The organism is Olsenella sp. DNF00959, from assembly GCF_001553055.1.
GTDB classification, from domain to species: Bacteria; Actinomycetota; Coriobacteriia; order Coriobacteriales; family Atopobiaceae; genus Olsenella_I; species Olsenella_I phocaeensis.
This window is the reverse complement of record NZ_KQ960123.1, coordinates 550,321-573,372: the sequence shown is the minus strand read 5'-3', so window position 1 is coordinate 573,372 and position 23,052 is coordinate 550,321. Positions and strand designations below refer to the sequence as shown.

Sequence of the window (23,052 nt, the reverse complement as noted above, 5' to 3'; positions counted from 1 at the left end):
GCTTGGTCCAGCATCCAGGGGCTGCTGGCTCGAACAACGGCTTGCTTCGTCTGATCTTCGTGTACCGTCGTGATGTGGACGCCCAGGACCCAAAGCTCCCAGACTGTCTAGATAATACCTATATTCGTGAGTAGTTCAAGCTCAGACCGCATATTGGGGGTGCGAGAGATGAATGACGTCGCAGTGGTGACGGGTGCGAGCTCTGGCGTGGGTCGCGAGTTCGTGCGCCAGCTCGACGCGGGCGCGGGAGGGCCCCTCGACCAGATCTGGCTCGTCGCGCGCAGGAGGGACGTCTTGGACGAGGTCGCCGCCGGCTGCTCCACGCCCACCCGCGTGCTCGCGCTGGACCTCACGCGCCGCGAGGACCTGGACGAGCTCGCCGCAGCCTTAGACGGCGAGGAGGCCCTCAGGCTGCAGTGGCTCGTCAACTGCGCGGGCTTCGGGAAGTTCGGCGACTTCGCGGCGCGCCCGCTCGGAGAGGCGCGCGACATGCTGCTCCTCAACTGCCTGGCGCCCCTGGAATGCAGCTACCACGCCCTGCCCCACATGGTCGCCGGCTCGCGCATCGTCAACCTCTCGTCCATCGCGGGAGTCATCCCCCAACCCGGACTCAGCGTCTACTCGGCCACTAAGTCCTTCGTGCTGGAGCTCTCGCGCACCCTCGACCACGAGTTGGAGGGGACGGGCATCCACGTGACGGCCGTCTGCCCCAAGTTCATGCGCACCGGCTTCTTGGACGAGCCGGGGGACGCCGGCGTGGCGCGCGGCATGACGCGGATCGGCTTCGAGGACGTGGATAGGGTCGTGAGGCGCGCAATCGCCGGCGCGATTGCGGGGCGACAGGTTGTCATCCCCTCCTGGGACATGCGTGCGGCGGCCCTCACGGCAAGGCTCCTTCCCGCCCGGGCCGTCATGCGGGCCGAGGGGTGGCTGCTGCGGGAGGGATAGCGCCTCTCGCCTGGAGACACGTCGTCTCGCGCGCACCGGCACGACGTCTCGCGCGCTGGCACGAGATTTCACACGCTGATTCATCACCTCGCGCGCACTGGCGCGAGAACGGCTCCGCAGAAATAGAAATTCTGCGGAGCCATTTTCTGTGACCTGCGCCTTTGCGAGGGCGCTCGGCAAGATTTCAATTTTTGCGGAGCGGTGCCGCCCCACCCACCCCTACAGGTAGTCTGCCTGCTGGGCCTTCTTTGCCGAACGGATGAGGAACTCCTCGTTGTCGTTGGTCGCCTTGAGGCCCTTGACCAGGGCGGAGGCGGCGCGCTCGGTGCTGTTCATGTTGGCGAGGACGCGCCTGATGCCCCACACGAAGGGCTGGAGCTCCGCGTCTATCAGCAGGTCCTCGTTGCGCGTGCCGGACGAGACCGGGTCGATGGCCGGGAAGATGCGCTTGTCGGCCAGGTCGCGGTCGAGCTTGAGCTCCATGTTGCCGGTGCCCTTGAACTCCTCGAAGATGACCTCGTCCATCTTGGAGCCGGTGTCCACGAGGGCGGACGCGAGGATGGTCAGCGAGCCGCCGTTCTCGATGTTGCGGGCGGCGCCCAGGAACTTCTTGGGCGGGTACAGGGCCGCGGAGTCCACGCCACCCGAGAGGATGCGGCCGCTGGCAGGCTGCGCCAGGTTGTAGGCGCGTGCCAGGCGGGTGATGGAGTCGAGGACCACCACGACGTCCTCGCCCAGCTCGACGAGGCGCTTGGCGTGCTCGATCACGAGCTCGGCCACGGCAGTGTGGTTGTCTGCCGGCATGTCGAAGGTCGACGCGACGACGGTGCCCCTGATGGAGCGCTCCATGTCGGTGACCTCCTCGGGGCGTTCGTCCACCAGGAGGCAGAAGAGGTGCACCTCGGGGTTGTTGGCGGCGATGGACTGGCACACGCGCTTGAGGACCGTGGTCTTGCCGGCCTTGGGCGGGGACACGATGAGCCCGCGCTGGCCCTTGCCGATGGGTGCCACGAGGTCGATGGCACGCCCCGTGATGGACTCCCTGCCATGCTCCATGACCAGGCGCTGGTTGGGATAGATGGGCGTGAGGTCGCGGAAGCGGGGGCGGTTGCGCATCTCCTCGGGAGGGCGCCCGTTGACGCTCTGGACCCTGTGGAGGGGCGGGAACTTGCTGTTGTTGTTGCGGGCGGGAGCCACCGAGCCGGTCACGTAGTCGCCAGGACGCAGGCCGTACTGGCGGATGAGCTGCTGGTAGACGAAGGCGTCATCGTCGCCGGACATGTAGTTGCCCGTGCGGATGAAGCCGTAGCCCTCGTTCTGTATCTCGAGCACGCCCTCGACGGAGCGGAAGCCCTCCTGGCGCGCCGCGGCGAGGTAGACCGCCTCGGCGAGGTCCTTCTTGCGGACGCCCACGTACTCGACGCCGAGCTCCGCCGCCTTGGAGCGCAGCTCGGCGACCTTCATCGCGGCCACGTCGTCGCGCGAGAGGCTGGGCTCCACCGACTGCTCCTGACGGCGGTTGCGGCGCTTCTGGTTGTTGCGGCCGTTGCGCCCGGAGTTGCTGTTCCATCCCTGCTGGCCGCGGTCGCGCTGGCCGGGCTGCTGGAAGTCCCCCTGGTCCTTCTTGCTGCGACGGCGGCGGCGGGGCTCGCGCTCGCCCTCCTCGCGCTGGTCGCCGGCGTCGTGGCGGACCTGCTCGTGCTGCCTTGCGCCGGCGTCTGCCTGGGCGGCGTCAGCCTGGGCGATGGTCGTGGCGGGCGCGGGCAGGAGCTCCCCCGTGGCGACGGTCGCCTCCTGGGTGACGCGGGTCATGGCGCCCACGTCGAGCGTGGTCTGCTCGCCCGCGGGACGCACGTGTCCGGCAGCCGTCGCGTCTCCGGGCTGGACTACGTCCGTGGCCTGGTCGTCCTCGCGCTTCTTGCGGGGACGGCCGGGACGGCGGCGAGGCTTCTCCGCCGCCTCGGCGGCAGCGGCGTCGGGCGAGGGGGACGCCTGCTGGCCCGCAGCCGTCGCGACCTGCTGGACTGTGTCCACGGTCTCGCCGGGCTCAGCCTCGGCCTTCTTAGGCCTCCTGCCGCGCCTGGGCTTGGGAGCGGCTGGCGCCTCCCCGGCCGTACCATCCTTCGAAGCGTCGGCCGTCGCCTCTGGTGACGCCTCGTCCGCCTTCGTGCTGCGCCGGCGGCGCCGGGGCTTGGGGGCCTCCTCCGCCTGGGACTCCTCGCGCCTCTCGCCAGTCTGTTCTTGGGTCTCTTCCGCCATCAAGGCTGCCTTTCCGTCTGGGGCCGCCCTGCGGCCCACGGGCACGGACGGCCGCCCCTTGGCAGCCGGCTGCGTGCAGACATCGTATATGCGATTGCATTGTGCTTGGTTTTGAGTGGGATTGTTCACCTGCGGCGAACGTCGTTCGCTCGCCGGACAGCTGCACTATAGCATGACTGCGGCGCAAGTCAGGCAACATCAATGAAATGCGGGGTTTTTGCTTGCCTGGGCGTCATCTCTTCCCATAAGAAGACAGCCGGGGCGCCTCCGCCGCCGGCTGTCGCCGCAAATCGCATGCCTGTGGGAATCCTGCGCCCGTGGCCTACTTGGAAGCGCGCGGGCGACGATGCACGACGAGGCGCTCGATCTGGCCGTTCAGCGCGTCGGCACGCTCCCAACCCTCGTCGGTGAGGACCACGGGAGAGGTGCGCCCGGTCTCGCCCTCCTCGTCCTCCTCGCGCCTGACAAGACCTTCCTCGACCAGGGCGGCCACGGACATCGACACGGTGGGCTGCAGCAGTCCGAGTATCTCCACCAGGCGGGAGATGCTCACGGGCTCGCCCTTGGCGGAATAGAGGCCCAGCAGCGTGAGATCGCCCGCCATGCAGGTGAGCGACCCCATCGTGTCAACGTAGCGGCAGACGCGGGCGGCCGACGTGCGCGAGAGCGACTGCCCGTTGGGGATGGCCTCACGGCAGGCGGCGCAGAGGTCCTCCACGTACTGGCGGCCCTCGTCTGTGATGGAGCAGATCACGTTGCGGCGGTCGACCCCGCCCTTCTCGCGCGCGAGGAAGCCCAGCGCGGCAAGGTGCTTGGTGCGGTGGGTCATGGTGGGCCGCAGCGAGCCCTGGTACTCGGCGATGTCCGACGTCCTCAGGCTCTGTCCCTCGACAGAGAGCCTGCAGAGGATGGCGAACTCCGCGAAGGAGAGCCTCCGGGCTGACTCGACGTCCTGACGGACCAGATTGTAGGCACGTCGAATCGACAGGTACTCACGTAGGACCATAGCGCGCCCGCACCTCCCCCTTGCAAAGGTGCCCCGTCACAGAGTCGCGACGGGGCACCGCTAGCACCAACGTCCTTGACAAGTCTAGTTCAAACGCAAGGGACGGGGGCCCATATACGATAAAATGTTTATGAGCCTGAAATCATGGTCGACTTTGGCCCCTACATCACGTCGGGAGCAGACACGCCGATGAGCCCGAGGGCGACCTCGAGGTTCACGCGGACGGCGTCGCAGGCGACCAGGCGTGCGCGCGAGAGCTCCGCGTCCACCGGACGCCCCTCGCTGGGAAGCACCTGGCAGTTGGCATAGAAGCCATGGTAGCAGCTGGCGAGCTCCTCGCAGAAGTGCGTGATGCGGAAGGGCGCGCGGTCGCGGGCGCAGCTGGCGATGAGCTCCGGGAACTCGGAGATCTTGCGGGCGAGCGCGGCCTCGGTCGGGTCGGTCAGGAGAGAGAGGTCATAGCCCTCGCCGATGGCGCGACGGGCGACCTCGTCCATGCCCAGCTCCCTGGCCTCGTCCTCGCTGACGCCGGCGGCCTTGCGCAGGATGGAGCAGATGCGGGCGTGCGCGTACTGCACGTAGAAGACGGGGTTGGCGTTGGTCTTCTGCTTCACGGCCTCGATGTCGAAGTCGATGGTCTGGTTGGAGGACTTGGAGACCAGGGTGTAGCGGGTGGCGTCGACGCCGACCTCGTCGATGAGCTCCTGGAAGGTGACCATGGTGCCGCGGCGCTTGGACATGCGGACGGGTTCGCCGTCGCGCAGCAGGTTGACGAACTGGCCCAGGTCGACCTCGAACTGGCCGGGATAGCCCAGGGCGTCGCAGACGTTGGTGACGCGGGCGATGTAGCCGTGGTGGTCGGCGCCCCAGAGGTCGATGGAGTAGTCGTCGCGCTGGAACTTGTTCCAGTGGTAGGCGACGTCCGAGGCGAAGTAGGTGTACTCGCCGTTGCTCTTGATCAGGACGCGGTCCTTGTCGTCGCCAAAGGTGGTCGAGCGGAACCACAGGGCCCCGTCGTCGGTCTTGTAGAGGTGACCCATGGCCTCAAGCTTGGCGAAGGCGCGGTCGACCTGGGAGGTGCCGCTCTCGTCCTTGGCATAGAGGGAGCGCTCGGAGAACCAGACGTCGAAGGGGCAGCGAACCTCGTCGCAGGTGCTCTTGATCCTGCCGAGCATGGCCTGGTAGGCGCGCTCGCGGAACTCGTCGGCGCGCTCCTGCTCGTCGGCGTCGACCCACTTGTCGCCGTCGGCGTCGAAGAACTCGCGGGCGATCTCGATGATGTAGTCGCCGCCGTAGGAGTTGCCGCCCAGGGCCTCGTTGAAGCCGTCCATGAAGGGGTGCTGCTCGGGATGCTCGTCGCCCTCGTCCTCGACGTAGCGCTCGCGGTCGGCGAGGAGCGCCTCCATGGCCTCCTGGCTGCCCACGCCCTGCTCGCGCATGACCTGGCAGAGCTGGAGGTAGCGCATGACGACCGAGCCGCCGAAGACGTCCATCTGGGAGCCGTGGTCGTTGATGTAGTACTCGCGGTCGACCTGGAAGTTGGCGTGCTCGAAGACGTTGCACATGGAGTCGCCGAGGGCCGCCCAACGGCCGTGGCCCACGTGCAGGGGACCGGTGGGGTTGGCCGAGATGAACTCGTAGTTCATCTTGAGGCCGTCACCCACGTTGCACTTGCCCCAGTCGCCGCCGGCCTTGCGGACGCTGTCGAAGACCTCGTTGTTGGTGGCGGCGTTGAGGTAGAAGTTGATGAAGCCAGGGCCTGCGACCTCGACCTTGGCGATGGCGGGGTCCTGGGGCATGGCGTCCACGATGGCCTGGGCGATCTTCGCGGGGGCCATGTGGGCGAGGCGCGCGGAGCGCATGGCGACGGTGGACGTCCAGTCGCCGTTCGAGGAGTCAGCAGGTCGCTCCATGCCGCAATCCTCCACCTCGAACTCCGGCAGGTTGCCAGCCGCCTGGGCGGCTGCGATCGCTTGCTTGACAAGCTCCTCGATAGACTCGGGCATGCGCTACTCCTTCTTCGGCCTTGTACCACGACTGATATGCGGACACAGTTATCTGGTGAGTCTAGCAGAGCGGGGCCCCGCAGGGCCCCGCTCCACAAAATAGCGTCAACGACGTGCCCTTTGGCCCCGACGTCGAACGAGCCTGAGGTTCAGCCTTTGGCCCCGGAAGAGGAGGGCGAGAGGGGACGCGGGCGTCCCCCGCAGGCACCGCGGCGCGCGGCCTACTTGCGCCCCGAGCCCATGAGCTCGCGGGTGGCCAGCTCGCGGCGGAGCCTCGCCAGGCCGAGCTCCAGGCCCACCGGGTACCCCTGGGGGTTGAGGAAGCGCCTCACCGCGGGGTCCAGGCGCATGAGCGCCTCGCGACAGCGGGCCTTGGCCTCCTCGATGCCCTCGCTGGCGGGCAGGGGCTCGCCGCCGTCCACGAGCTGCACCAGGAGCTCGCGCGACTCGAGGCCCGAGAGGTCGTAGGAGGCGAGGTCGTCCAGGACGTCCACCATCTGCGTCCCGGGGTCGCCCTGCGCGGACTCGTCGCAGATCATGTCGCCCACGGGGCAGCCCGAGGCGTCGAAGAAGCGGCGGACGGACTGCACGCCGGGGATGGTGCGCTTGTAGGCCATCTCGGACAGCTTGATGACCGGCTCCCAGGGGTCGCCCGCGGTCGGGCGCGTGGCGGACAGCTTGTAGACGCCGCCGAGCGAGGGCTGCGGGTCGCAGGTGGCGAGCTTGGTGCCCACGCCGAAGGAGTCGATGGGGGCTCCCTGGGCGAAGAGCGACTGGATGGTGTACTCGTCAAGGTCGTTGGAGACCGAGATCCTCACGTAGTCCAGCCCCTCGGCGTCGAAAGCTCCGCGGGCCTCCTTGCTGAGCTTGGCCAGGTCGCCGGAGTCGATGCGCACGGCCGCGAGCCTCTCGCCCGCCGCCTCCATCTCCTTCGCGACGACGATGGCGTTTCTTATGCCCTGGTGGACGTCATAGGTGTCGAGGAGGAGCACGCAGTTCTTGGGGCTCGACTTGGCGAAGGCACGGAAGGCGTCGAGCTCGTTGGGGAAGGCCATGACCCAGGAGTGGGCGTGCGTGCCGAAGACGGGGATGCCGTAGACCTTGCCCGCCAGCACGTTGGAGGTCGAGCCGGCGCCGCCGATGTAGGAGGCGCGAGCCACGGCCAGCCCGCCGTCGGGACCCTGCGCGCGGCGCAGGCCGAAGTCAGAGACCGGATGGCCCTCCGCCGCGTGCACCACGCGCGCGGCCTTGGTGGCCACGAGGGTCTGGAAGTTGACCAGGTTGAGAAGGGCGGTCTCGAGCAGCTGGCAGTCGATGATGGGGCCCTGGACGCGGACCATGGGCTCGCGGGGGAAGACCAGGTCGCCCTCGGGGACGGCCCAAACCGAGACGCGCATGCGGAAGTCGCGCAGGTAGTCGAGGAAGCCCCGCTTGAACATGGGGCCGCCGCCGGGCGCCTGGACGCCGGCGAGGTACGAGACCGCGTCCTCGTCGAAGCGGAAGTTGCGCACGAGGTCCACGATCTGCCCCATGCCGCAGGCCACAGCGAAGCCGCCGTCGAAGGGGTTCTCGCGGAAGAAGACGTTGAAGCAGCCCTCCGCGTCCATGAGGCCGGACTCCCAGAACCCCTGGGCCATGGTCAGCTCGTAGAGGTCGGTGTTCAGCGAGACGTCGGTGGGCTTGGTGCAGTCGGTCAGGGCCATGGGTGGAATCCCCTCTGCTCGCACGCGACGCGGCCCCGCTGCGGGGCCGCTGTTCCTGTGTTCGTCCCAGCGTAGCACGAGCGGCGCGGCTGGGGTCGCGCCGGCGTGGCGCCTCGACCTCGCCCGACCCCAGCCGGATGCCCTACCTGGCCCCGCCCAGCAGCATGGACAGGACGATGGCCAGCACCAGGCAGGCCAGGCCCAGGAGGACGTACCTCTGCGCCTTGGGCATGCTCAGGTCGTCACCGGGCTCCATGGCGCGGGCGTTGCGCTCGCGCAGCTCACGGGCATGCTCGTCCTTCGCCGCCTCGCGTTCGGCTCGCTCGCGCTGGGCCTTGAGCCGCTCCAGCTCCTCGCACTCCCTCTTGGCCTGCTCCTCCGCCTGCCTGCGGTCGCGCTCCGCCCGAAGCTCCTCGAGCTCGGCGCGCTCCTCGGCAGAGAGGCCCCCGTTCTGCTCTGGCATCTCTTCTCCCTCGTCCCGTGCGAGACGGCCCGGGCTGCGCCCGCCGTCGCGTGACATTATCCGCGAAGCGGGGCCGCGGCGGCGCGAGAACAGCCAGTCGTGGCCTGCTCGAGGGCGGTCGCGCGCGCCTCTCCCCTAGCCGAGCTCGGGACCACGGACCCCCGTCGCGTCGAAGCCAGGGACGAAGCTCTCTGAGACCGTACCGCCCTGCTGCCACCACAGGCGCTCGAAGCCCAGCTCGTCGGCATGGTCGAGGACCGCCTCGTACTCGTCGTCGCCAAGCGGGCGGGCTAGGTCGCCCCCCATGCTGCGGCAGCGCTCGTTGGGCGTGTACTGGTTCATCACGCTGAGGTCGACCTCGTTTCCGCAGGCCTGCCACACGCGGTCGAGCACGGCGAGCGAGTCGTCGACGTGCCCGGGCATGACCAGGTGGCGCACCACGATGCCACGGAGCATGCGACCGTCGGGGCCCTCCGCCCGCCCGCCGTGCGCACGGAGGGAGCGAAGCATCGCCTCGAGCGCCGACAGGGCGACCTCGGGGTAGTCCGGCGCGCCCGAGAGCGAGCGCGCGAGCTCGGACGAGGCGTACTTGAAGTCGGTGAGCCACACGTCCACGACGTCCGACATGCCCTCGACGACGGAGGCGAGCTCGTAGCCGCTGGTGTTGCACACGACGGGCAGCGCCATGCCGGCCGCGCGGGCCAGACCCACCGCCTCCCTGACCTGCGGCGCGAAGTGCAGGGGGGTCACGAGGTTGACGTTGAGCGCGCCCTGCGCCTGGAGCTCGAGCATCATCTGGGCGAGGCGTGGCGTCGTGACCTCGAGGCCGAAGCCCTCCTGGGATATCTGGTGGTTCTGGCAGAAGACGCAGCGGAGGGGGCAGCCGGTGAAGAAGATGGCGCCGGAGCCCGCCTCACCTGATATGGGGGGCTCCTCCCAAAAGTGGAGCGCCGAACGGGCGACGCGCAGGGTGGAACTAGCGCCGCAGAAGCCCGGCCTGCCTGCCGCGCGGGAGGCGTGGCAGCGACGGGGGCAGAGCTCGCAGCTCGCATATGCTTCGGACGAGAGTTCCATGGGCGTCCTTCCTGGCGACGCTCCTGTTGGACGGGGCCGTTGCCGGTTGCGGCACGGGAGCGACGACGGCACGGCGACGCCAGAGACTCTATCACTGCCGGACGGACGCCACGGAGCCGCCACGCGCCCATCCGCGCGCTTGTGAGCCTCGCCGGGCGGCCGAGAACGCACGCCACTCTCGCCCGCCACGCGCGAACGCACGACCAGCATCATTCCGCACGTCGTTGATTTCGCACGTCGTTGCGCACAGTGATTTCATCGAGCACGTCGTTGCGCACAGCGATTTCAGCGAGCACGCTGTTGCGCACAGCGATTTCATCGAGCACGTCGTTGCGCACATCCGCCGCCGCGTTTGCCCAGTTGGTGCGACGTCCAGTTGTGCGTTGGAGCGTGGAGGATGCCTGACGTGTGCGAAACGGCGTGGAGGAGGCAGCCGACCGCCGCGCAGACGCCCGGCCGCGCAGACGACGTTACGCCCGCGGCACACCAAAGGAGTCGAGCAGCCGTGCGAAGCGCCCTCGGTCGCAGACGTCCGCGAACGAGAAGCGCACGACCCGGGCCACGCGGGTGAGACGGGACTCCCTGAGGCGCTCGTCGGCGAGCAGGTCGACCGTCGCCCTCCCCCGCGTCATCGTCGGGTCGACGTACTTCTGGCGCCCGTCGAGCTCGCCCGCCACGAGGGTCCCATCGGGAAGGCGCCAGAGAAAGTCCACCCTGCTCACCTGGCCCGACAGGGGGTCGACGAACTCCGCCTGGAGCTCGGGGGCCGCAAAACCGAGCTCGATCATCGCCGCACGGGCGATCGACTCCCCGCCGCTCTCCGCACGCCGGTCGGCACGGGCCGCCGTCGCCAGTGCCCGTCTCACCCCAGGCCGCCGCCTGCCAAGGTCCCGCACGAGGCCCTCGAGCCATCGCGCGTCCCTGCCCGTCCGGGCGAGCGCGGCGTCCGCCACGACGAGCCCGTCGGAGAAGCTCATCATGAGGAGGCAGTCGACCACGCTGCGCTCGAAGGTCGTGACGAGGATGCCGGAGGCATGTGCTCGTTCCAACCCGTCCTCGCGGGCAAGCTGGTGAAACGCCACGAGCCTCGTGCCGTGCCGTCCGCCCGGCCCATGCGCGACGTGTATGCGGGCCAGCTGCCCGAACGAGACGGGAAGGCCATGCGCCACGGCGGCCGTGGGACCGCAGAACGTCCAGTCCGGATGTGCCCTCGACAGTGACCTTGCGAGATGCAGGTGGCGAGAAGGCACGTCGAGCGCCTCCCAGTAGCCCCGGCGGGCAAAGTGCCCGCGCGCCAGGCGGACGAGCTCCCCCGAGCCGACCATGCGTCCCATCGCCATCCCGTCGGCATGGCTGGATGGCGCGACGCATGCCCCGCGCGCCTCTCCCTCGCCCAGCATGCAGCCGATGTGCTCCCGCCTTGAGCCACCTGCGTCCAAGTCCCCTCCCGTCCTCGCCGTCCTACCTGGGCCCGACCATATCGGAGCGGAGGCCAAAGTCGTGGCTGACATCCAAAAATGTCAGCTCAATTTCTGGCGGACCGTTCGCCGAACTTTCTGGCGGACCGTTCGTCGAACACGCAATCGCGCACATCACAGGAGTCTTCCACGCGTGAACGCACATTGGAGCGGCACATCAACTGGGCAAACGTGAAGGTGACCGTGCGTTCGCGCGTGCTTACTGGATGTGTTGTGCGCAACGGCGTGCGGGATGCCGCAGGACGTGCGCAACGGCGTGCGGGACGCCGTAGGACGTGCGTCGGAGCGTGCGCGACGCCACCAGTCGCCGGCGTGCCTTGGCGCGCCACAAAAAAGCCCGGGCCACGACGGCCCGGGCGACGACGCCTATGGTGGAGATGAAGGGATTCGAACCCTCGGCCTCTGCCTTGCGAAGGCAGCGCTCTCCCAGCTGAGCTACATCCCCAAAAAACGTGCAAGGGAGAGTATCGCCATTCCCCGGCCCCCTGTCAAGCCCGAGTCAAGGCAATGTCGCCCCCTGCGGCTGCGAAATGAACCCACCTTTCTAAGGTGGGTGCCCTCGTCGCCTGTTCCAGCTTCCTCAACAACGGAGGATTCCTGTAATGGGGACGATATGCGGGCTCCCTCAAGACGCGTGTCGGTTCACCCAGTTGTGACCGCAGGGGGACGACAGCTCAAATATAGATGAGCCCCCCGCGATTACCAGTCTTGACATGGCGCGGGTTATGGCCAAAAGTGAGAGGAGCTGGCGTCTGCGCCCGCCCCCGCGGCGAGGACGCGTCGTCCCTCTCCCCCGCCAGGCCGATTCGCCCGCTCGATACCTGCGCGTTTTCCGCTTGGCCCTGCTTTTCGCTATGATTGTCCGGTCAGTGTGAGAAGAGGCGACGCAACGGGAGGCGAGCATGCACCAGCCGTGGCTTCCCTACCTGTGCGTCTTCCTCGCCGCCGGGCTCACGACGCTCCTCATGACACCCCTCGCGCGCAAGGTCGCCTGGAAGCTGGGGGCCGTCGACTACCCCAACGCACGCCGCATCAACCGCGAGCCCATCCCCCGCATGGGCGGCATCGCCGTCTTCCTGGGCATCACCGCCGCCTTCGTCGTGCAGTACCTGGGCACGACCTACCTGCGCTGGCCCATGGTGCTCGCCCCCTCGCCCCACCTCAAGAACATCCGGTACTGGTCGCTCGTGGGGGGCTTCGTCTGCATCTTCCTGGTGGGTGCCATCGACGACGTCTTCCAGCTCAAGCCCCTCCACAAGCTGCTGGGCCAGGTCGTCGCCGCCTCCGTCGCCGTGGGCGGCGGGCTGGTCATCGGCGTCATCGTGAACCCCTTCACCGAGGGTCCCCTCTGCATGGGCTGGCTCAGCTACCCCGTCACCGTGACCTACCTGGTCGCCTACGTGAACATCTTCAACCTGATCGACGGCCTGGACGGGCTGGCCTCGGGCCTCACCTGCATCGCCGGCTTCACCATGTTCGTCCTCGCCGTGATGGCGGGGCGGGCCGACGCCGCCACCCTCGCGATCGCGACGGCCGGAGCCTGCCTGGCCTTCCTGCGCTACAACTTCCACCCCGCCTCGGTCTTCCTGGGAGACTCCGGCTCGCTCCTCCTGGGCTTCTCCATGGGCGTGGTCTCGCTGCTCTCCGTCGCGCGCATCGCGGGCCTCACCGCCATCATCGTACCCCTGGTCATCGCGGGCATCCCCATCATCGACACGCTCTCGGCCATCGTGAGGCGCAGCCGCGCGCACGTGAGCATCGGACACGCCGACCGCGGCCACATCCACCACCGCCTCATCGCCGAGGGCTTCGACCAGCGCCAGGCCGTGCTGATCATCTATGCCTGGACAGCCCTGCTCTGCCTGGGCACGCTGGTCATGACCCAGGTCTCGGTCGTGCCGCGCATCGCTATCTTCTTCGCCCTCCTCCTGGCCTCCGGCGCCGTCGCGCGCAAGCTCCACCTCTTCCGTCCCGTCCTGCTGCACCACACCAACCCGAAGACCGGCGACGACGAGCTCGTCTGCCCGCAGGACCCGGAGTTCCCGGACGAGGAGGAGCGCTTCAGGGAGCAGGAGTCCCAGCGCCACCACGGCCTGCGCTAGCCTCCGCCGCCCACGCGCCGGGGGCAGGCGAGAGGACCTTGCCGCCTCGATTGTCACCGCACCCACGTGGGGCTCGAACCACGCCGGCACTGCCTCGAACCACCTCGACACTGCCTCGACCCACACGGCGCAAAGAGACCCACCCCCTTGGAAGGGAGCGGGCCTCGACGGCTGCGAGATGCGCGACGCGAGCTACTCGGCGTCGGCGAGGGCCTTCTTGGCCACGTTGGCCAGGTCGGCGAAGGCGGCCTCGTCCTCGTAGGCGACCTGCGCGAGGACCTTGCGGTCCAGCTCGACGCCGGCGAGCTTCAGGCCGTGCATGAACTTGCTGTAGGAGAGGTCGTTCATGCGGGCGGCGGCGTTGATGCGCTGGATCCACAGGCCGCGGATGTCGCGCTTCTTGTTGCGACGGTCACGATAGGCGTACTGGCCCGAGTGCTGGACCTGCTCCTTCATGCCGCGGAAGGTGCGGGAGCGGACTCCGTAGTAGCCCTTGGAACGCTCGACGAGGGTCTGGCGCTTCTTGCGACCAGCGACTGCGCGCTTGACACGTGCCATATCTAATCAACTCCTAAAGAATGCCATCGAAGGGGCGACGTGCCCGCTTAGTTCTTGGAACCCATGCGCTGGGAGACGACCTTGACGTCACCGGCGGTGAGCTCGGCCTCCTTGCGGAATCCGCGGATGCGCTTCTGGGACTTCTTGGTCAGGATGTGGCTCTTGAAGGCCTTGGCGCGCATGATCTTGCCGGTGCCGGTGCGGCGGAAGCGCTTTGCCGAACCCTTGTGCGTCTTCATCTTGGGCATGCTAGTTCTCCTTCTCCGTCTCTGCGTCGTCCTCGACTGCCTTCTCATCGAAGGCGCCCTTGATCGGGGCGACCAGCATGTGCATGTTGCGGCCCTCCATCTTGGGGGCCGACTCGACCGTGGCGTAGGGCCTGAGCTCGTCAGCCAGACGGTCGAGCACCATCCTCCCCTGCTCGGGGTGGGCCATCTCGCGACCGCGGAACATGATCGTGATCTTGACGCGTGCGCCCTTCTTCAGGAAGCGCATCACATGGTTCTTCTTGGTGGTGAAGTCGCCCACGTCGATCTTGGGGCGGAACTTCATCTCCTTGACCTCGACCTTGGCCTGGTTCTTGCGGGCGGCCTTGGCCTTGCGGTCCTGCTCGTACTTGAACTTGCGGTAGTCCATGACCTTGCAGACGGGAGGCTCCGCGTTGGGAGCAATCTCCACCAGGTCGAGATTCTGCTCGTCGGCGATGCGCTGCGCGTCGCGGACTCCGAACAGGCCGAGCTGTGAACCGTCAACGCCGATTAGGCGGCAGGTGCGCGCCGTGATCTCGCCGTTGATCCGAGGACCCTCGTTCTTCGCTATCTCTTACACCTTCCTTCGCTCGTGCGGCTCGCGCCGCATGAAAAAACTCCCAGAACTATGGCAGCATCCAGGAGACAGAGGACCCACTCGCAATGGGCCGGCTATTTGTCTGACCGGACGGCTGCCCTTGGCGCCGTGCAGGTGGGGACCACGTGCGTCCCTCTTTGCGATAAGCACTTTGTCGATGTTAGCCGCTCGGCGACGAGTTGGCAAGCCCGTTCGCCCGCACATGCCTTTTGCACAAGCGGACGAACGGGCCCGGGACGCCCCCTAGCGCCCCTCGCGCGCGGCGATGCGCTCGTCCAGCCAACCGGTGAGCAGGGGCGCCACGAGGGCGGTGATGATGACCGCGGCCGCGATCTGGGCGGTGGCCACGGGCACCAGCGCCGCGTAGGAGGCATCGGAGGCCGCGACCGCGGGAGGGGTGGTCATGGCCGTGCCCGCGATGGTGGAGCAGGCCATGCCAGCCTTGCCCGTGCCTCCCGTGAGGCGGTCGAAGCCAGCCGTCGCAAAGCCGATGGCAAGGCAGATCACAGCCAGCACGATGCCCGAGATGCCGCCTGCGACCAGGCTCTCGAGGCTCATGCCGCAGCCCAGGGCGAATCCCAGGACGGCGATGCAGGGGTTGACGCCCGGCGCCATGAGCTGCTTCACGAAGGGGAAGAGGTTGCCCAGGACGATGCCCAGGACGATGGGCAGCAGCGAACCCACGAGCTGTCCCACCGAGATGTCCGCGATGCCGGCGGCGCCCAGGGCGATCATGGTGATGGTGGGGCCGGCGGTGAAGCAGAGGATGCCCGCCGCGCCGCGCTCCGCCTCGTCGCCGTACTCGGCCATGATGCCGGTGTAGAGCGCGATGTTGCAGAAGCTCACGCCGCCGATGATGGCCAGCGAGCTCAGCCCCAGCAGGTCGTCGCCCATGAAGAAGGCGACGCAGAGCCCAAGCGCGATGGAGAGCACGAGCTTGGGGATGATGATCATGATGCCGGTCTTCACGGCCTTTGGGGTGGACCTGAAGTTGATGCCCACGCCGATGCCGAAGAGGATCACGAAGACGAGGGCGTTGCCGCCGTGCACCACGGCCGTGGTGAAGCCGCCGATCTCGAGCAGGCCCGGGACGAAGGAGTGCAGGAGCAGCCCCAGGAGCATGGGATAGATCATGATGTCCCCGGGAAGGCGCGGTATCCTGAAACGTCCCTGGGTCTTCTCCGCCTCTGCCTCGGCCATGGGTGCCCCTCGCTCTCGTCGCGAATTTTTGTTGGGCGAATGTACCAGAGGAGAGGGCCACCGCGCCACGCGCGACGGCACGGCGACACGAACGCGTAACGAAAGGGGCCGCCCCGAGGGACGGCCGCCTGCGCATTCGCATGGTGCCCGAGGTGGGACTCGAACCCACACTCTGTTGCCAGAAGCGGATTTTGAGTCCGCCGCGTCTGCCAATTCCGCCACTCGGGCAAAGTCGCAGGACCACTATATCAGAGAGCGGCGGCTACGAATCGGCCATCGCCCACGCCAGAGACATGACCGTGGCCGAAGGTGCGGCGCTGAGTGCGCATTCTATTTTTCAAATGTACACCCCTCTCCGCTGACCTGCGGTTTTGCGGAGAGGCGCGCATTTCACGCCTGGAATGTTCGTCTCGAACCGCGCGCCACGCCCAATCGCCCCCAGGCCGCGCGCTGCGTCCCAATCGCACCTCGAGCTGCGCGCCACGCCTCGATCGCGCCCCAGCCGCTCCCGCGCCGCGTCTAGTGCATGCCGTCCGAGACCGCGTCCGGCTGCAGCCAGGGGTTGCCCTCCAGCTCCTCCATCATGGTGGTGGAGTCGCCATGGCCGCAGAAGAGCGTGGTGCGGGCGGGTATCTCCTCCCGCAGGCGCGCGAGAGTGGCCATGAGGGCGTCGTGGTCGCCGCCGGCGAGGTCGGTGCGTCCGCAGGAGCCCTTGAAGAGGGTGTCGCCCACGAAGGCGACGCCATCGGCCGTCCCCTGGCCCAGGAGCACGATGCCGCCCGGCGTGTGGCCGGGGGCCCCGATGACGCGGAAGCTCGCCGTGCCCAGCTCGATCACGTCGCCGTCGGCGATGGTCTGGTCGGGCTCGGGGGCATCGTCGTCGTAGGAGCGGCCCAGCTCGCTCGCCTCGCCCGCGCGACCTGCAAGCTCGACGTCCGCCTCGTGCATGAGGAAGCGGGCGCCCGTGGCGTCCCTCAGCGCCTTTACGCCGCCCACGTGGTCCCCATGCCCGTGCGTGGCCACGATGGTCGTCACGCGGACGTCCTCGAGGTGACGAGCGATGGCGGCGCCGGAGTTGCCCGGGTCGACCACCAGGCACTCCCCCTCCGAGACGTAGGCGTAGCAGTCGGTCTCGATGGGCCCCACGATGAACATGCGGATCTGGTCGTCGCTGGCGTTGTGGCCGCAGCCTCCCCCGCAGCAGCCGCCTCCATGGTGCCCGCAGCAGCCGCCCTCGTGGGAGTGGCCCCCCTCATGCCCATGGCCACCGCAGCCATCGCCATGGCCCTCGTGGTCGCCGCAGCAGCCGCCCTCGTGGCTGCCGCAGCCGCAGTCCTCGCTGGCGTCATGCTCGTGACCGCCGCAGCAGCAGCCCTCGTCCTCGTCCCTGCCCTGGATCATGCTAGACCCTCCTCTTCATCTGGTTGGCGCCCTCGCCCGGCATGATGCGACGGGCATCATACACGCTGGGCACGCGGTTGACGGCGGCGAGCAGCGGCCCCAGCCGGCTCACGTCGGAGATGGCGATCAGGAAGCGCAGCCGGGCGGCGCCGGAGCTCGAGGTCTGGGTGGCGGCACTCAGGATGTTGCCACCACCATCCCCCAGGGCGATGGTGACGTCCTTGAGCAGGCCCATCCTGTCCGTCGCCTCGACCACGATCTCGACCTGGAACTCGGTGGCACCGGTGGCGTCCCACTCCACCTCGATCATGCGCTCGGGATGTGACATGAGGCTCTTCACGTTGGGGCAGTTCGCGCGGTGCACCGACACGCCGCGCCCACGGGTCACGAAGCCCACGATCTCGTCGCCGGCGACGGGGCTGCAGCAGTGGGCCAGGTGCACCAGGAGGTCCGAGTCGCCCTTTGCCACGACGCCGCAGTTGCTGCGCCGCCTCTTGTCCGAGGCGGCGCGCGCCGCGGCGTTGACCAGCGGCCTGTCCTCCGCCATCGCGCGCTCACGCTCGTCGCGGCGCGCCGCCTGGCGCTCCGCCTCCACCGTCTTGGTGGAGGCCTCGCCCAGCGCCTCCTCGATGCGGTTCGCGATCTGGCGTGGGCTCAGCTTGCCCGTGCCCACGGCGGCGAAGAGGTCGTCGCTGCGCACGAGGTCGAGCTGGCGCACCACCTTGTCGATGGCCCTCTGCACCCGCTGGGTCGAGATGCCGTACCCGCGCTTGCGCAGCTCGTGGGCGAGGTCGCTTCTCCCCTGCTCCGCGTCGTCGGTCTTGGAGAGGGTCGTGAAGTACTTCCTGATCTTGGCCTTGGCGGAGGGCGTCGCCACCAGGTGCAGCCAGTCGCGGCTTGGCTTGGAGTTCTTGTTGGTCAGGATCTCGACCCTGTCGCCGCTCTGGAGGCGGTAGGTGAGAGGAACGACCGAGCCGTTGACCTTGGCCCCCACGCAGTGGTTGCCCACCTCGGTGTGGACGGTGTAGGCGAAGTCGAGGGGGGTGGAATCGCGCCTCAGGCTCATGACCTCGCCCTTGGGGGTGAAGACGAATATCTCGTCCTCGAAGAGGTCGACGCGCAGGTTGTTGAGGAACTCGTGGGCGTCGCCCATGTCGTCGTCCACGGCCCAGTCCAGGCTGCGGCGAATCCAGTTGATCTGGTTGTCTATCTCGCGCTCGCCCTGGGACATCTGGCCGCGCGACCCGCCCGACTTCTTGTAGAGCCAGTGGGCGGCGATGCCGTACTCCGCCTGGTCGTGCATCTCGTAGGTGCGGATCTGTATCTCGATGGGGCGCGCGTCAGAGCCGATGACCGTGGTGTGCAGCGAGCGGTAGCCGTTGGGCTTGGGCATGGCCACGTAGTCCTTGAAGCGACCGGGCAGCGGGTGCCAGAGCGAGTGGACGGCGCCCAGCACGCTGTAGCAGTCCCCCACGGAGGGCGTGAGGACGCGCAGGGCGATGAGGTCGTAGATGTCGCTGAACTCCTTGCCCTTGCGCGTCATCTTCTGGTAGATGGACCAGAGGTGCTTGGGGCGGCCGGTGATCTGGTAGCCCGCGAGCCCCACCCGCGCGAGCTCGCCGTCCAGGATGCGGATGGCCTCGGCGGTGTCCTGCTCGCGCTGGGCGCGGGAGTCCTGCACCATGCGCGCCACGCGCTCGTACTCGGTGGGCTCGAGGTAGAAGAAGGCCAGGTCCTCGAGCTCCCACTTCACCGACGAGATGCCCAGGCGGTCCGCGAGGGGAGCGTAGACGTCCATGGTCTCGCGGGCCTTGAAGGCGCGGCGGTCGGGCTTGAGGGCCGCCAGGGTGCGCATGTTGTGCAGGCGGTCGGCCAGCTTGATGATGACCACGCGGATGTCCTTGGACATGGCGAGGAACATCTTGCGCAGGTTGAGGGCCTGCTTCTCGTCCATGGAGGCGACCTGGATCGAGGTGAGCTTGGTGACGCCGTCGACGAGCTCTGCCACGGTCTCGCCGAAGCGCACCGAGATGTCCGCCAGGGTCGCGGGGGTGTCCTCGACCGTGTCGTGCAAGAGGGCGGCGCAGATGGAGTCGCCGTCCATCCTGAGGTCCTTGGCCAGGATCAGTGCCACCTCGACGGGATGGTTGATGTAGGGCTCGCCCGAGCGCCTGCGCTGGTCGGCGTGAAACTCGGCCGCGAAGGAATAGGCCTCCTTGACGCGGGTGAGCTCGCCGCCGTCGAGGTAGCCGGAGCAGGTGTTGCACAGGACCCGCCAGTTGTCGGCCTGCGGGGTCTCCCTTCGTCGGGCGGGAGCCGAGTCTGCGTTGGCCATCAGGACCTCCTAGCCGTCCACCACGTCACCGAAGCCGGGCGTGATGGGCCTGTTGATGCGATCGAGAAGCTCCTGCGGGCTGCTCGAGAGCGCCCAGTCGCGAAACGCCTGGAACTCGTCGCGAAGGCGTAGCCCCTCAAGATAGCGAATGGAGCGGTCGAGCTGGACGTGCGAGGGGCTCTGGGCCATGGTAATTCGGCGGGCGGAGCCGTAGCCGTCCGTGGAGAGGAAGCCCAGCTCTCGGAAGACCGAGATGCCGCACGACACGGCGCGCTCGTCCAACTGCGAGGCGGGATGGCGCAGGAGCGCCTCCTGGGCGAGGTCGGCGTTGGTGAGCCTCAGGCCCGTGGCCGCCGCCTGCCCGTCCGCGAGCTCGCGGAGCACCCGGTAGAGCGTCACGAGCTCCGAGCGCTCCGGGGCCGAGGCGGCGAGGATCCTCTCGTTGATGCGCGCGTCCCTGCCGCCGAAGAGCAGCCAGACGCAGGCGTCCTGGCCGTCCCTGCCCGCCCGGCCGCTCATCTGGTTGAACTCGATGGAGCCGAAGGGCATGTGGTAGAGCATCACGTTGCGGATGTCGGGCAGGTTGACGCCCTCGCCGAAGGCGCTCGTGGACACGATGCACTTGAGCTCGCCCGCACGGAAGGCGTCCTCGACCCTGCCGCGGTCGGCGCGGGTGAGGCCGGCGTTGTAGAAGGCGATGCGCCGCGCGAGCTCGGGGACGGCCTTGCGCAGCATCCGCGCGAGCGAGACGGACTGCTCGCGCGAGTTGACGTAGACCACGGTCTTCATGCCCGTCGCGACGACCGAGACCAGGGCGCTGTCACGGTCGCGGAGCTCGCGGCAGTCGCGCACACGCAGGTTGTCGCGGACGCTCGCATCCACCACGACGTCGCGCTCGTCGATGGAGAGGAGCCGGCAGAGCTCGCGCGCGACCCCCGCCTGGGCCGTGGCGGTCACAGCCAGCGCGACGGGGTTCCCGAGCCGCTCCAACACCCGTGGGAGCTGGGCGTAGGCGCTGCGCCCGCCCGTCTCGCCCGCATGGTGGGCCTCGTCCACCACCACGAAGCCGACGCGCCCGGAGGAGGCGAAGCGGTCCGCGTGGATGGCCAGGAACTCGGGCGTGGTGAGGAGGACGTCCACCGCGCCGGATGCCAGGCCGCAGAAGACGTCGTCACGCTCGCCGCGGGAGCTCTCGCCCGTGAGGACGCGCACGCTCATGCCGAGCTTGGCGAAGGCGGCGGCGAGGTGGAAGGACTGGTCGCTCACCAGCGCGCGCAGCGGGTACACGAAGACGCTCGCCTTCCCGGCGCGGAGCGCCGAGATCGCGGCGTGCACGTGGAAGACGAGGGACTTGCCGCGGCCCGTCGCCATGACGCAGAGCGTGGAACGGCCGGCGGCGAGCCGGTCGAGAGCCGCGACCTGGGCCGGAAGGAGCTCGTGGTCGCCGATGAGGGAGCGCACCAGGCGCGCCCTCAGCTCGCCCGCGCCCAGCGAGGCGAGCTCGGCGCGCACGGACGAGGGGGCGCAGGCCGCGTCCCCTCCCGTCGGCTCGGTTCCGGCCACGCGCTCGAGGCGCAGGTTGACGCCCAGCGTGGGTCGGAGCTCGTCTCCCCCGGTGACGTCGAGCACGCGCGCCTCGTAGCGTCGTCCCGCGTCCACATGGGGCGCGAGGGCGGCCGCTATCTGGCGGCGCAGGTAGCCGAGGCGCCTGCCCGAGCCGTCGAACACCGCGATCGCGTTGGGGTCGTCGGGGTTCTGGGGCTCGCGCCCGAGCCGGAGGTCGTCGCCTGCGGAGAGGCCGCGCACAAGCTCCTGGCGCCCGGCAAAGCTCACGCCCATGAGCTTGGTCACGAAGCCCTGCGCCTCGGCGATGCCCGCGAACTCGTCGCGCGAGAGTACCTCGGACGCATGCGAGAAGAGCTCCTCGGCCACGCCGGCCTCCCCCTCACGGGCAGGCTCGGGCTCGTCGCGATAGAGGATGTCCTTCACCATGAGCTTGGGCTTCGTGCGGCCCTGCCAGGTCTCTGCCACGGGCTCGAAGACCAGGTCGACCGCGGCGTCGCAGTCGTTCGCGCGCTCGATGTCGGGCGCGCGGAACATGATCGCGGGAACCGAGGACATGCCGTCGGTGGCCACGAAGCGCAGGTGGCTGCCGTCGGAGCCCACGCGGGCGCGGTTGCGCATGCTCACGCCGCGCACGCCCAGGAGCGGCTTCTTGTTGCCCTGGCCGAAGGGCTGCAGCGTCTCGAGCGCCTCGATGTTGGGAACGGTCATCTCGGCCAGGTCCACCAGGGCGCAGACCTCCCCCCTGTCCTCGAACTGGGAGTCGGGGAGCTCCGCCATGACCTCCCCCAGGCGCACCCTGAAGGCGTCCAGGTTGGCGACGTCGCAGGTGACGCCCACGGCACCGGCATGCCCGCCGAAGCGGACGAGGAGGTCGGAGCACTGCTCCACGGCGCGGAAGAGGTCCACGGAGCCCACCGAGCGGCCAGAGCCGCGCGCGATGCCGTCCGAGATGGAGAAGACGATGGCGGGGACGTGGTAGCGGTTGGTCATGCGGCTCGCCACGATGCCCTTCACGCCCTCGTGCCAGCCCTCGCCCGAGACCACGACCACGCGGCCCCCGTCGAAGGAGGAGTCGACCTTGGCCATGGCCTCCTCAGTGAGCTGCGCCTCTATCTCGCGCCGCTCGGAGTTGACCTGCTCGAGGCGGGCGGCGAGCTGCTGGGCGCGCTCCAGGTCGTCGGTGAGCAGGAGCTCGAAGGCCACGTCGGTGGTGCCCATGCGTCCCGCCGCGTTGAGGCGGGGCACAAGGGAGAAGGGCAGCTGGTCGGAGGTGATCGTCGTCACGTCCACGCGGGCGGTGGCCGCCAGGGCGACGATGCCCGGGCGGGCCGCCTCGCGCATGCGGGAGATCCCGTCGGCCACGAGGGCGCGGTTCTCTCCCGAGAGGAGCATCATGTCTGACACCGTGCCCAGGGTCGCGACCTCGGTGTAGGAACGCCAGAGGTCGGGGGCGCCCAGCCGCCGGCCCAGCTCCTGGAGGAGCTTGAGCGCGACGCCGGCCCCCGCAAGCTCGCGGCTCGGGCAGTCGTCGGCGAGCTTGGGGTCAGTCACGGGTACGCCCTCGGGCACAAGCTCGGCGGGCTCGTGGTGGTCCGTCACCACGACGTCGACGCCCTGTCCCACGAGCCAGGCGACCTCCTCGCGGGCGGCGATGCCGTTGTCCACCGTGACCACGAGGTCGGGGTCGCAGCCCTCGATCACGCGGCCCAGGGCCTCGCGGCTGAGCCCGTAGCCCTCGCCGAAGCGATGGGGTATGTAGGGGTGCACCTCCGCCCCAAGCTCGCGCAGGCCCAGGGTGAGGAGGGCCGTGGCGGACATGCCGTCCACGTCGAAGTCGCCGAATATCGCGACGGTCTGGCCCGTGCGGACGGCCCTCTCGATGCGACCCGCGGCGTCGGCCATGCCGGGGACGAGCAGAGGGTCGCACCAGTCGCGCGCGAGGGAGGGAGTGAGGAACGTCCGCGCCTCGTCGACGGAGGCGACGCCGCGCGCGGCCATGACGCGCGCCACCAGGGGCACAAGCCCCAGCTGCGACGAGAGCTCGCGCTCGAGGGCGGGGTTCGGGGCGCAGAGCTCCCAGCGCCGGCTGCCCATGAGCCCGGCCACG

17 protein-coding genes and 2 tRNA genes are annotated in these 23,052 nt (G+C 68.8%); 2 read left to right on the top strand and 17 right to left on the bottom strand.

Translation table 11 applies throughout. From position 1 onward, the window contains the following. Positions 1–168: 168 nt before the first annotated feature. On the top strand, positions 169–948 hold the full coding sequence (locus tag HMPREF1868_RS02440; RefSeq protein WP_009279496.1) for an SDR family NAD(P)-dependent oxidoreductase: 780 nt from the start codon (positions 169–171) through the stop codon (positions 946–948). Between the two features lie 219 nt (positions 949–1,167). Here the strand turns inward: HMPREF1868_RS02440 and rho are convergent, their stop codons facing one another. The 9 genes from rho to HMPREF1868_RS02400 form a co-directional block, all read right to left on the bottom strand. Next, a complete protein-coding gene (gene rho / locus HMPREF1868_RS09520; RefSeq protein ID WP_231782231.1) occupies positions 1,168–3,207 on the bottom strand; it encodes a transcription termination factor Rho in 2,040 nt (679 codons plus the stop codon). A 322-nt stretch (positions 3,208–3,529) separates the two neighbouring features. Further along, positions 3,530–4,213 carry a MarR family transcriptional regulator gene (locus tag HMPREF1868_RS02430; RefSeq protein ID WP_009279498.1) on the bottom strand — a complete coding sequence of 228 codons (684 nt, stop codon included), beginning with the start codon at positions 4,211–4,213 and terminating at the stop codon, positions 3,530–3,532. Positions 4,214–4,374: 161 nt separating this feature from the next. Further along, positions 4,375–6,219, bottom strand: coding sequence for an arginine--tRNA ligase (gene argS, locus HMPREF1868_RS02425; protein ID WP_009279499.1), 1,845 nt, complete (start codon positions 6,217–6,219; stop codon positions 4,375–4,377). Between the two features lie 221 nt (positions 6,220–6,440). Next, positions 6,441–7,922 (bottom strand): nicotinate phosphoribosyltransferase, encoded by a 1,482-nt coding sequence (locus HMPREF1868_RS02420; RefSeq protein ID WP_062530027.1) that lies wholly within the window; start codon positions 7,920–7,922, stop codon positions 6,441–6,443. A 142-nt stretch (positions 7,923–8,064) separates the two neighbouring features. Beyond that, complete coding sequence (locus HMPREF1868_RS02415) at positions 8,065–8,385, bottom strand: hypothetical protein (protein ID WP_062530025.1); 321 nt, start codon at positions 8,383–8,385, stop codon at positions 8,065–8,067. A 135-nt stretch (positions 8,386–8,520) separates the two neighbouring features. After that, entirely contained in the window at positions 8,521–9,459 is a 939-nt protein-coding gene (locus HMPREF1868_RS02410) for a radical SAM protein (protein WP_062530023.1), read from the bottom strand. Positions 9,460–9,668: 209 nt separating this feature from the next. Next, entirely contained in the window at positions 9,669–9,797 is a 129-nt protein-coding gene (locus HMPREF1868_RS10115) for a hypothetical protein (protein ID WP_255353929.1), read from the bottom strand. A 132-nt stretch (positions 9,798–9,929) separates the two neighbouring features. Then, positions 9,930–10,898 (bottom strand): hypothetical protein, encoded by a 969-nt coding sequence (locus HMPREF1868_RS02405; protein ID WP_062530021.1) that lies wholly within the window; start codon positions 10,896–10,898, stop codon positions 9,930–9,932. Positions 10,899–11,306: 408 nt separating this feature from the next. After that, a tRNA-Ala gene (locus tag HMPREF1868_RS02400) sits at positions 11,307–11,382 on the bottom strand. Positions 11,383–11,839: 457 nt separating this feature from the next. Between HMPREF1868_RS02400 and HMPREF1868_RS02395 the strand changes: the two genes are divergently transcribed. Beyond that, on the top strand, positions 11,840–13,039 hold the full coding sequence (locus HMPREF1868_RS02395; RefSeq protein WP_062530018.1) for a glycosyltransferase family 4 protein: 1,200 nt from the start codon (positions 11,840–11,842) through the stop codon (positions 13,037–13,039). 192 nt (positions 13,040–13,231) lie between these two features. On the opposite strand, the gene rplT is transcribed toward HMPREF1868_RS02395, so the two are convergent. The 8 genes from rplT to recJ all read right to left on the bottom strand — a co-directional run bounded on the left by rplT (position 13,232) and on the right by recJ (position 23,051). After that, positions 13,232–13,597, bottom strand: a complete 366-nt coding sequence (gene rplT, locus HMPREF1868_RS02390; RefSeq protein WP_062530016.1) for a 50S ribosomal protein L20 — start codon at positions 13,595–13,597, stop codon at positions 13,232–13,234. A gap of 47 nt (positions 13,598–13,644) precedes the next feature. Further along, positions 13,645–13,845 (bottom strand): 50S ribosomal protein L35, encoded by a 201-nt coding sequence (gene rpmI / locus HMPREF1868_RS02385; protein ID WP_009279506.1) that lies wholly within the window; start codon positions 13,843–13,845, stop codon positions 13,645–13,647. A 1-nt stretch (position 13,846) separates the two neighbouring features. Continuing rightward, positions 13,847–14,416 carry a translation initiation factor IF-3 gene (gene infC, locus HMPREF1868_RS02380; RefSeq protein WP_072499664.1) on the bottom strand — a complete coding sequence of 190 codons (570 nt, stop codon included), beginning with the start codon at positions 14,414–14,416 and terminating at the stop codon, positions 13,847–13,849. A 270-nt stretch (positions 14,417–14,686) separates the two neighbouring features. Continuing rightward, complete coding sequence (locus HMPREF1868_RS02375) at positions 14,687–15,643, bottom strand: 2-keto-3-deoxygluconate permease (protein WP_009279508.1); 957 nt, start codon at positions 15,641–15,643, stop codon at positions 14,687–14,689. 141 nt (positions 15,644–15,784) lie between these two features. Continuing rightward, positions 15,785–15,871: transfer RNA gene (locus HMPREF1868_RS02370), tRNA-Leu, on the bottom strand. Positions 15,872–16,162: 291 nt separating this feature from the next. Then, positions 16,163–17,044 (bottom strand): MBL fold metallo-hydrolase, encoded by an 882-nt coding sequence (locus tag HMPREF1868_RS02365; protein WP_062530014.1) that lies wholly within the window; start codon positions 17,042–17,044, stop codon positions 16,163–16,165. 1 nt (position 17,045) lies between these two features. Continuing rightward, positions 17,046–19,379 (bottom strand): RelA/SpoT family protein, encoded by a 2,334-nt coding sequence (locus tag HMPREF1868_RS02360; RefSeq protein ID WP_062530012.1) that lies wholly within the window; start codon positions 19,377–19,379, stop codon positions 17,046–17,048. A gap of 9 nt (positions 19,380–19,388) precedes the next feature. Next, the gene (gene recJ / locus HMPREF1868_RS02355; protein WP_369817508.1) at positions 19,389–23,051 is read right to left on the bottom strand and encodes a single-stranded-DNA-specific exonuclease RecJ; all 3,663 of its coding nucleotides are present in this window, start codon (positions 23,049–23,051) and stop codon (positions 19,389–19,391) included. Position 23,052 lies beyond the last annotated feature (1 nt).

Coding starts and splice junctions, on each gene's coding strand:
- HMPREF1868_RS02440 (WP_009279496.1), top strand. CDS start 169: ATGAATGACGTCGCAGTGGTGACGGGTGCGAGCTCTGGCGTGGGTCGC.
- rho (WP_231782231.1), bottom strand. CDS start 3,207: ATGGCGGAAGAGACCCAAGAACAGACTGGCGAGAGGCGCGAGGAGTCC.
- HMPREF1868_RS02430 (WP_009279498.1), bottom strand. CDS start 4,213: ATGGTCCTACGTGAGTACCTGTCGATTCGACGTGCCTACAATCTGGTC.
- argS (WP_009279499.1), bottom strand. CDS start 6,219: ATGCCCGAGTCTATCGAGGAGCTTGTCAAGCAAGCGATCGCAGCCGCC.
- HMPREF1868_RS02420 (WP_062530027.1), bottom strand. CDS start 7,922: ATGGCCCTGACCGACTGCACCAAGCCCACCGACGTCTCGCTGAACACC.
- HMPREF1868_RS02415 (WP_062530025.1), bottom strand. CDS start 8,385: ATGCCAGAGCAGAACGGGGGCCTCTCTGCCGAGGAGCGCGCCGAGCTC.
- HMPREF1868_RS02410 (WP_062530023.1), bottom strand. CDS start 9,459: ATGGAACTCTCGTCCGAAGCATATGCGAGCTGCGAGCTCTGCCCCCGT.
- HMPREF1868_RS02395 (WP_062530018.1), top strand. CDS start 11,840: ATGCACCAGCCGTGGCTTCCCTACCTGTGCGTCTTCCTCGCCGCCGGG.
- rplT (WP_062530016.1), bottom strand. CDS start 13,597: ATGGCACGTGTCAAGCGCGCAGTCGCTGGTCGCAAGAAGCGCCAGACC.
- rpmI (WP_009279506.1), bottom strand. CDS start 13,845: ATGCCCAAGATGAAGACGCACAAGGGTTCGGCAAAGCGCTTCCGCCGC.
- HMPREF1868_RS02375 (WP_009279508.1), bottom strand. CDS start 15,643: ATGGCCGAGGCAGAGGCGGAGAAGACCCAGGGACGTTTCAGGATACCG.
- HMPREF1868_RS02365 (WP_062530014.1), bottom strand. CDS start 17,044: ATGATCCAGGGCAGGGACGAGGACGAGGGCTGCTGCTGCGGCGGTCAC.
- HMPREF1868_RS02360 (WP_062530012.1), bottom strand. CDS start 19,379: ATGGCCAACGCAGACTCGGCTCCCGCCCGACGAAGGGAGACCCCGCAG.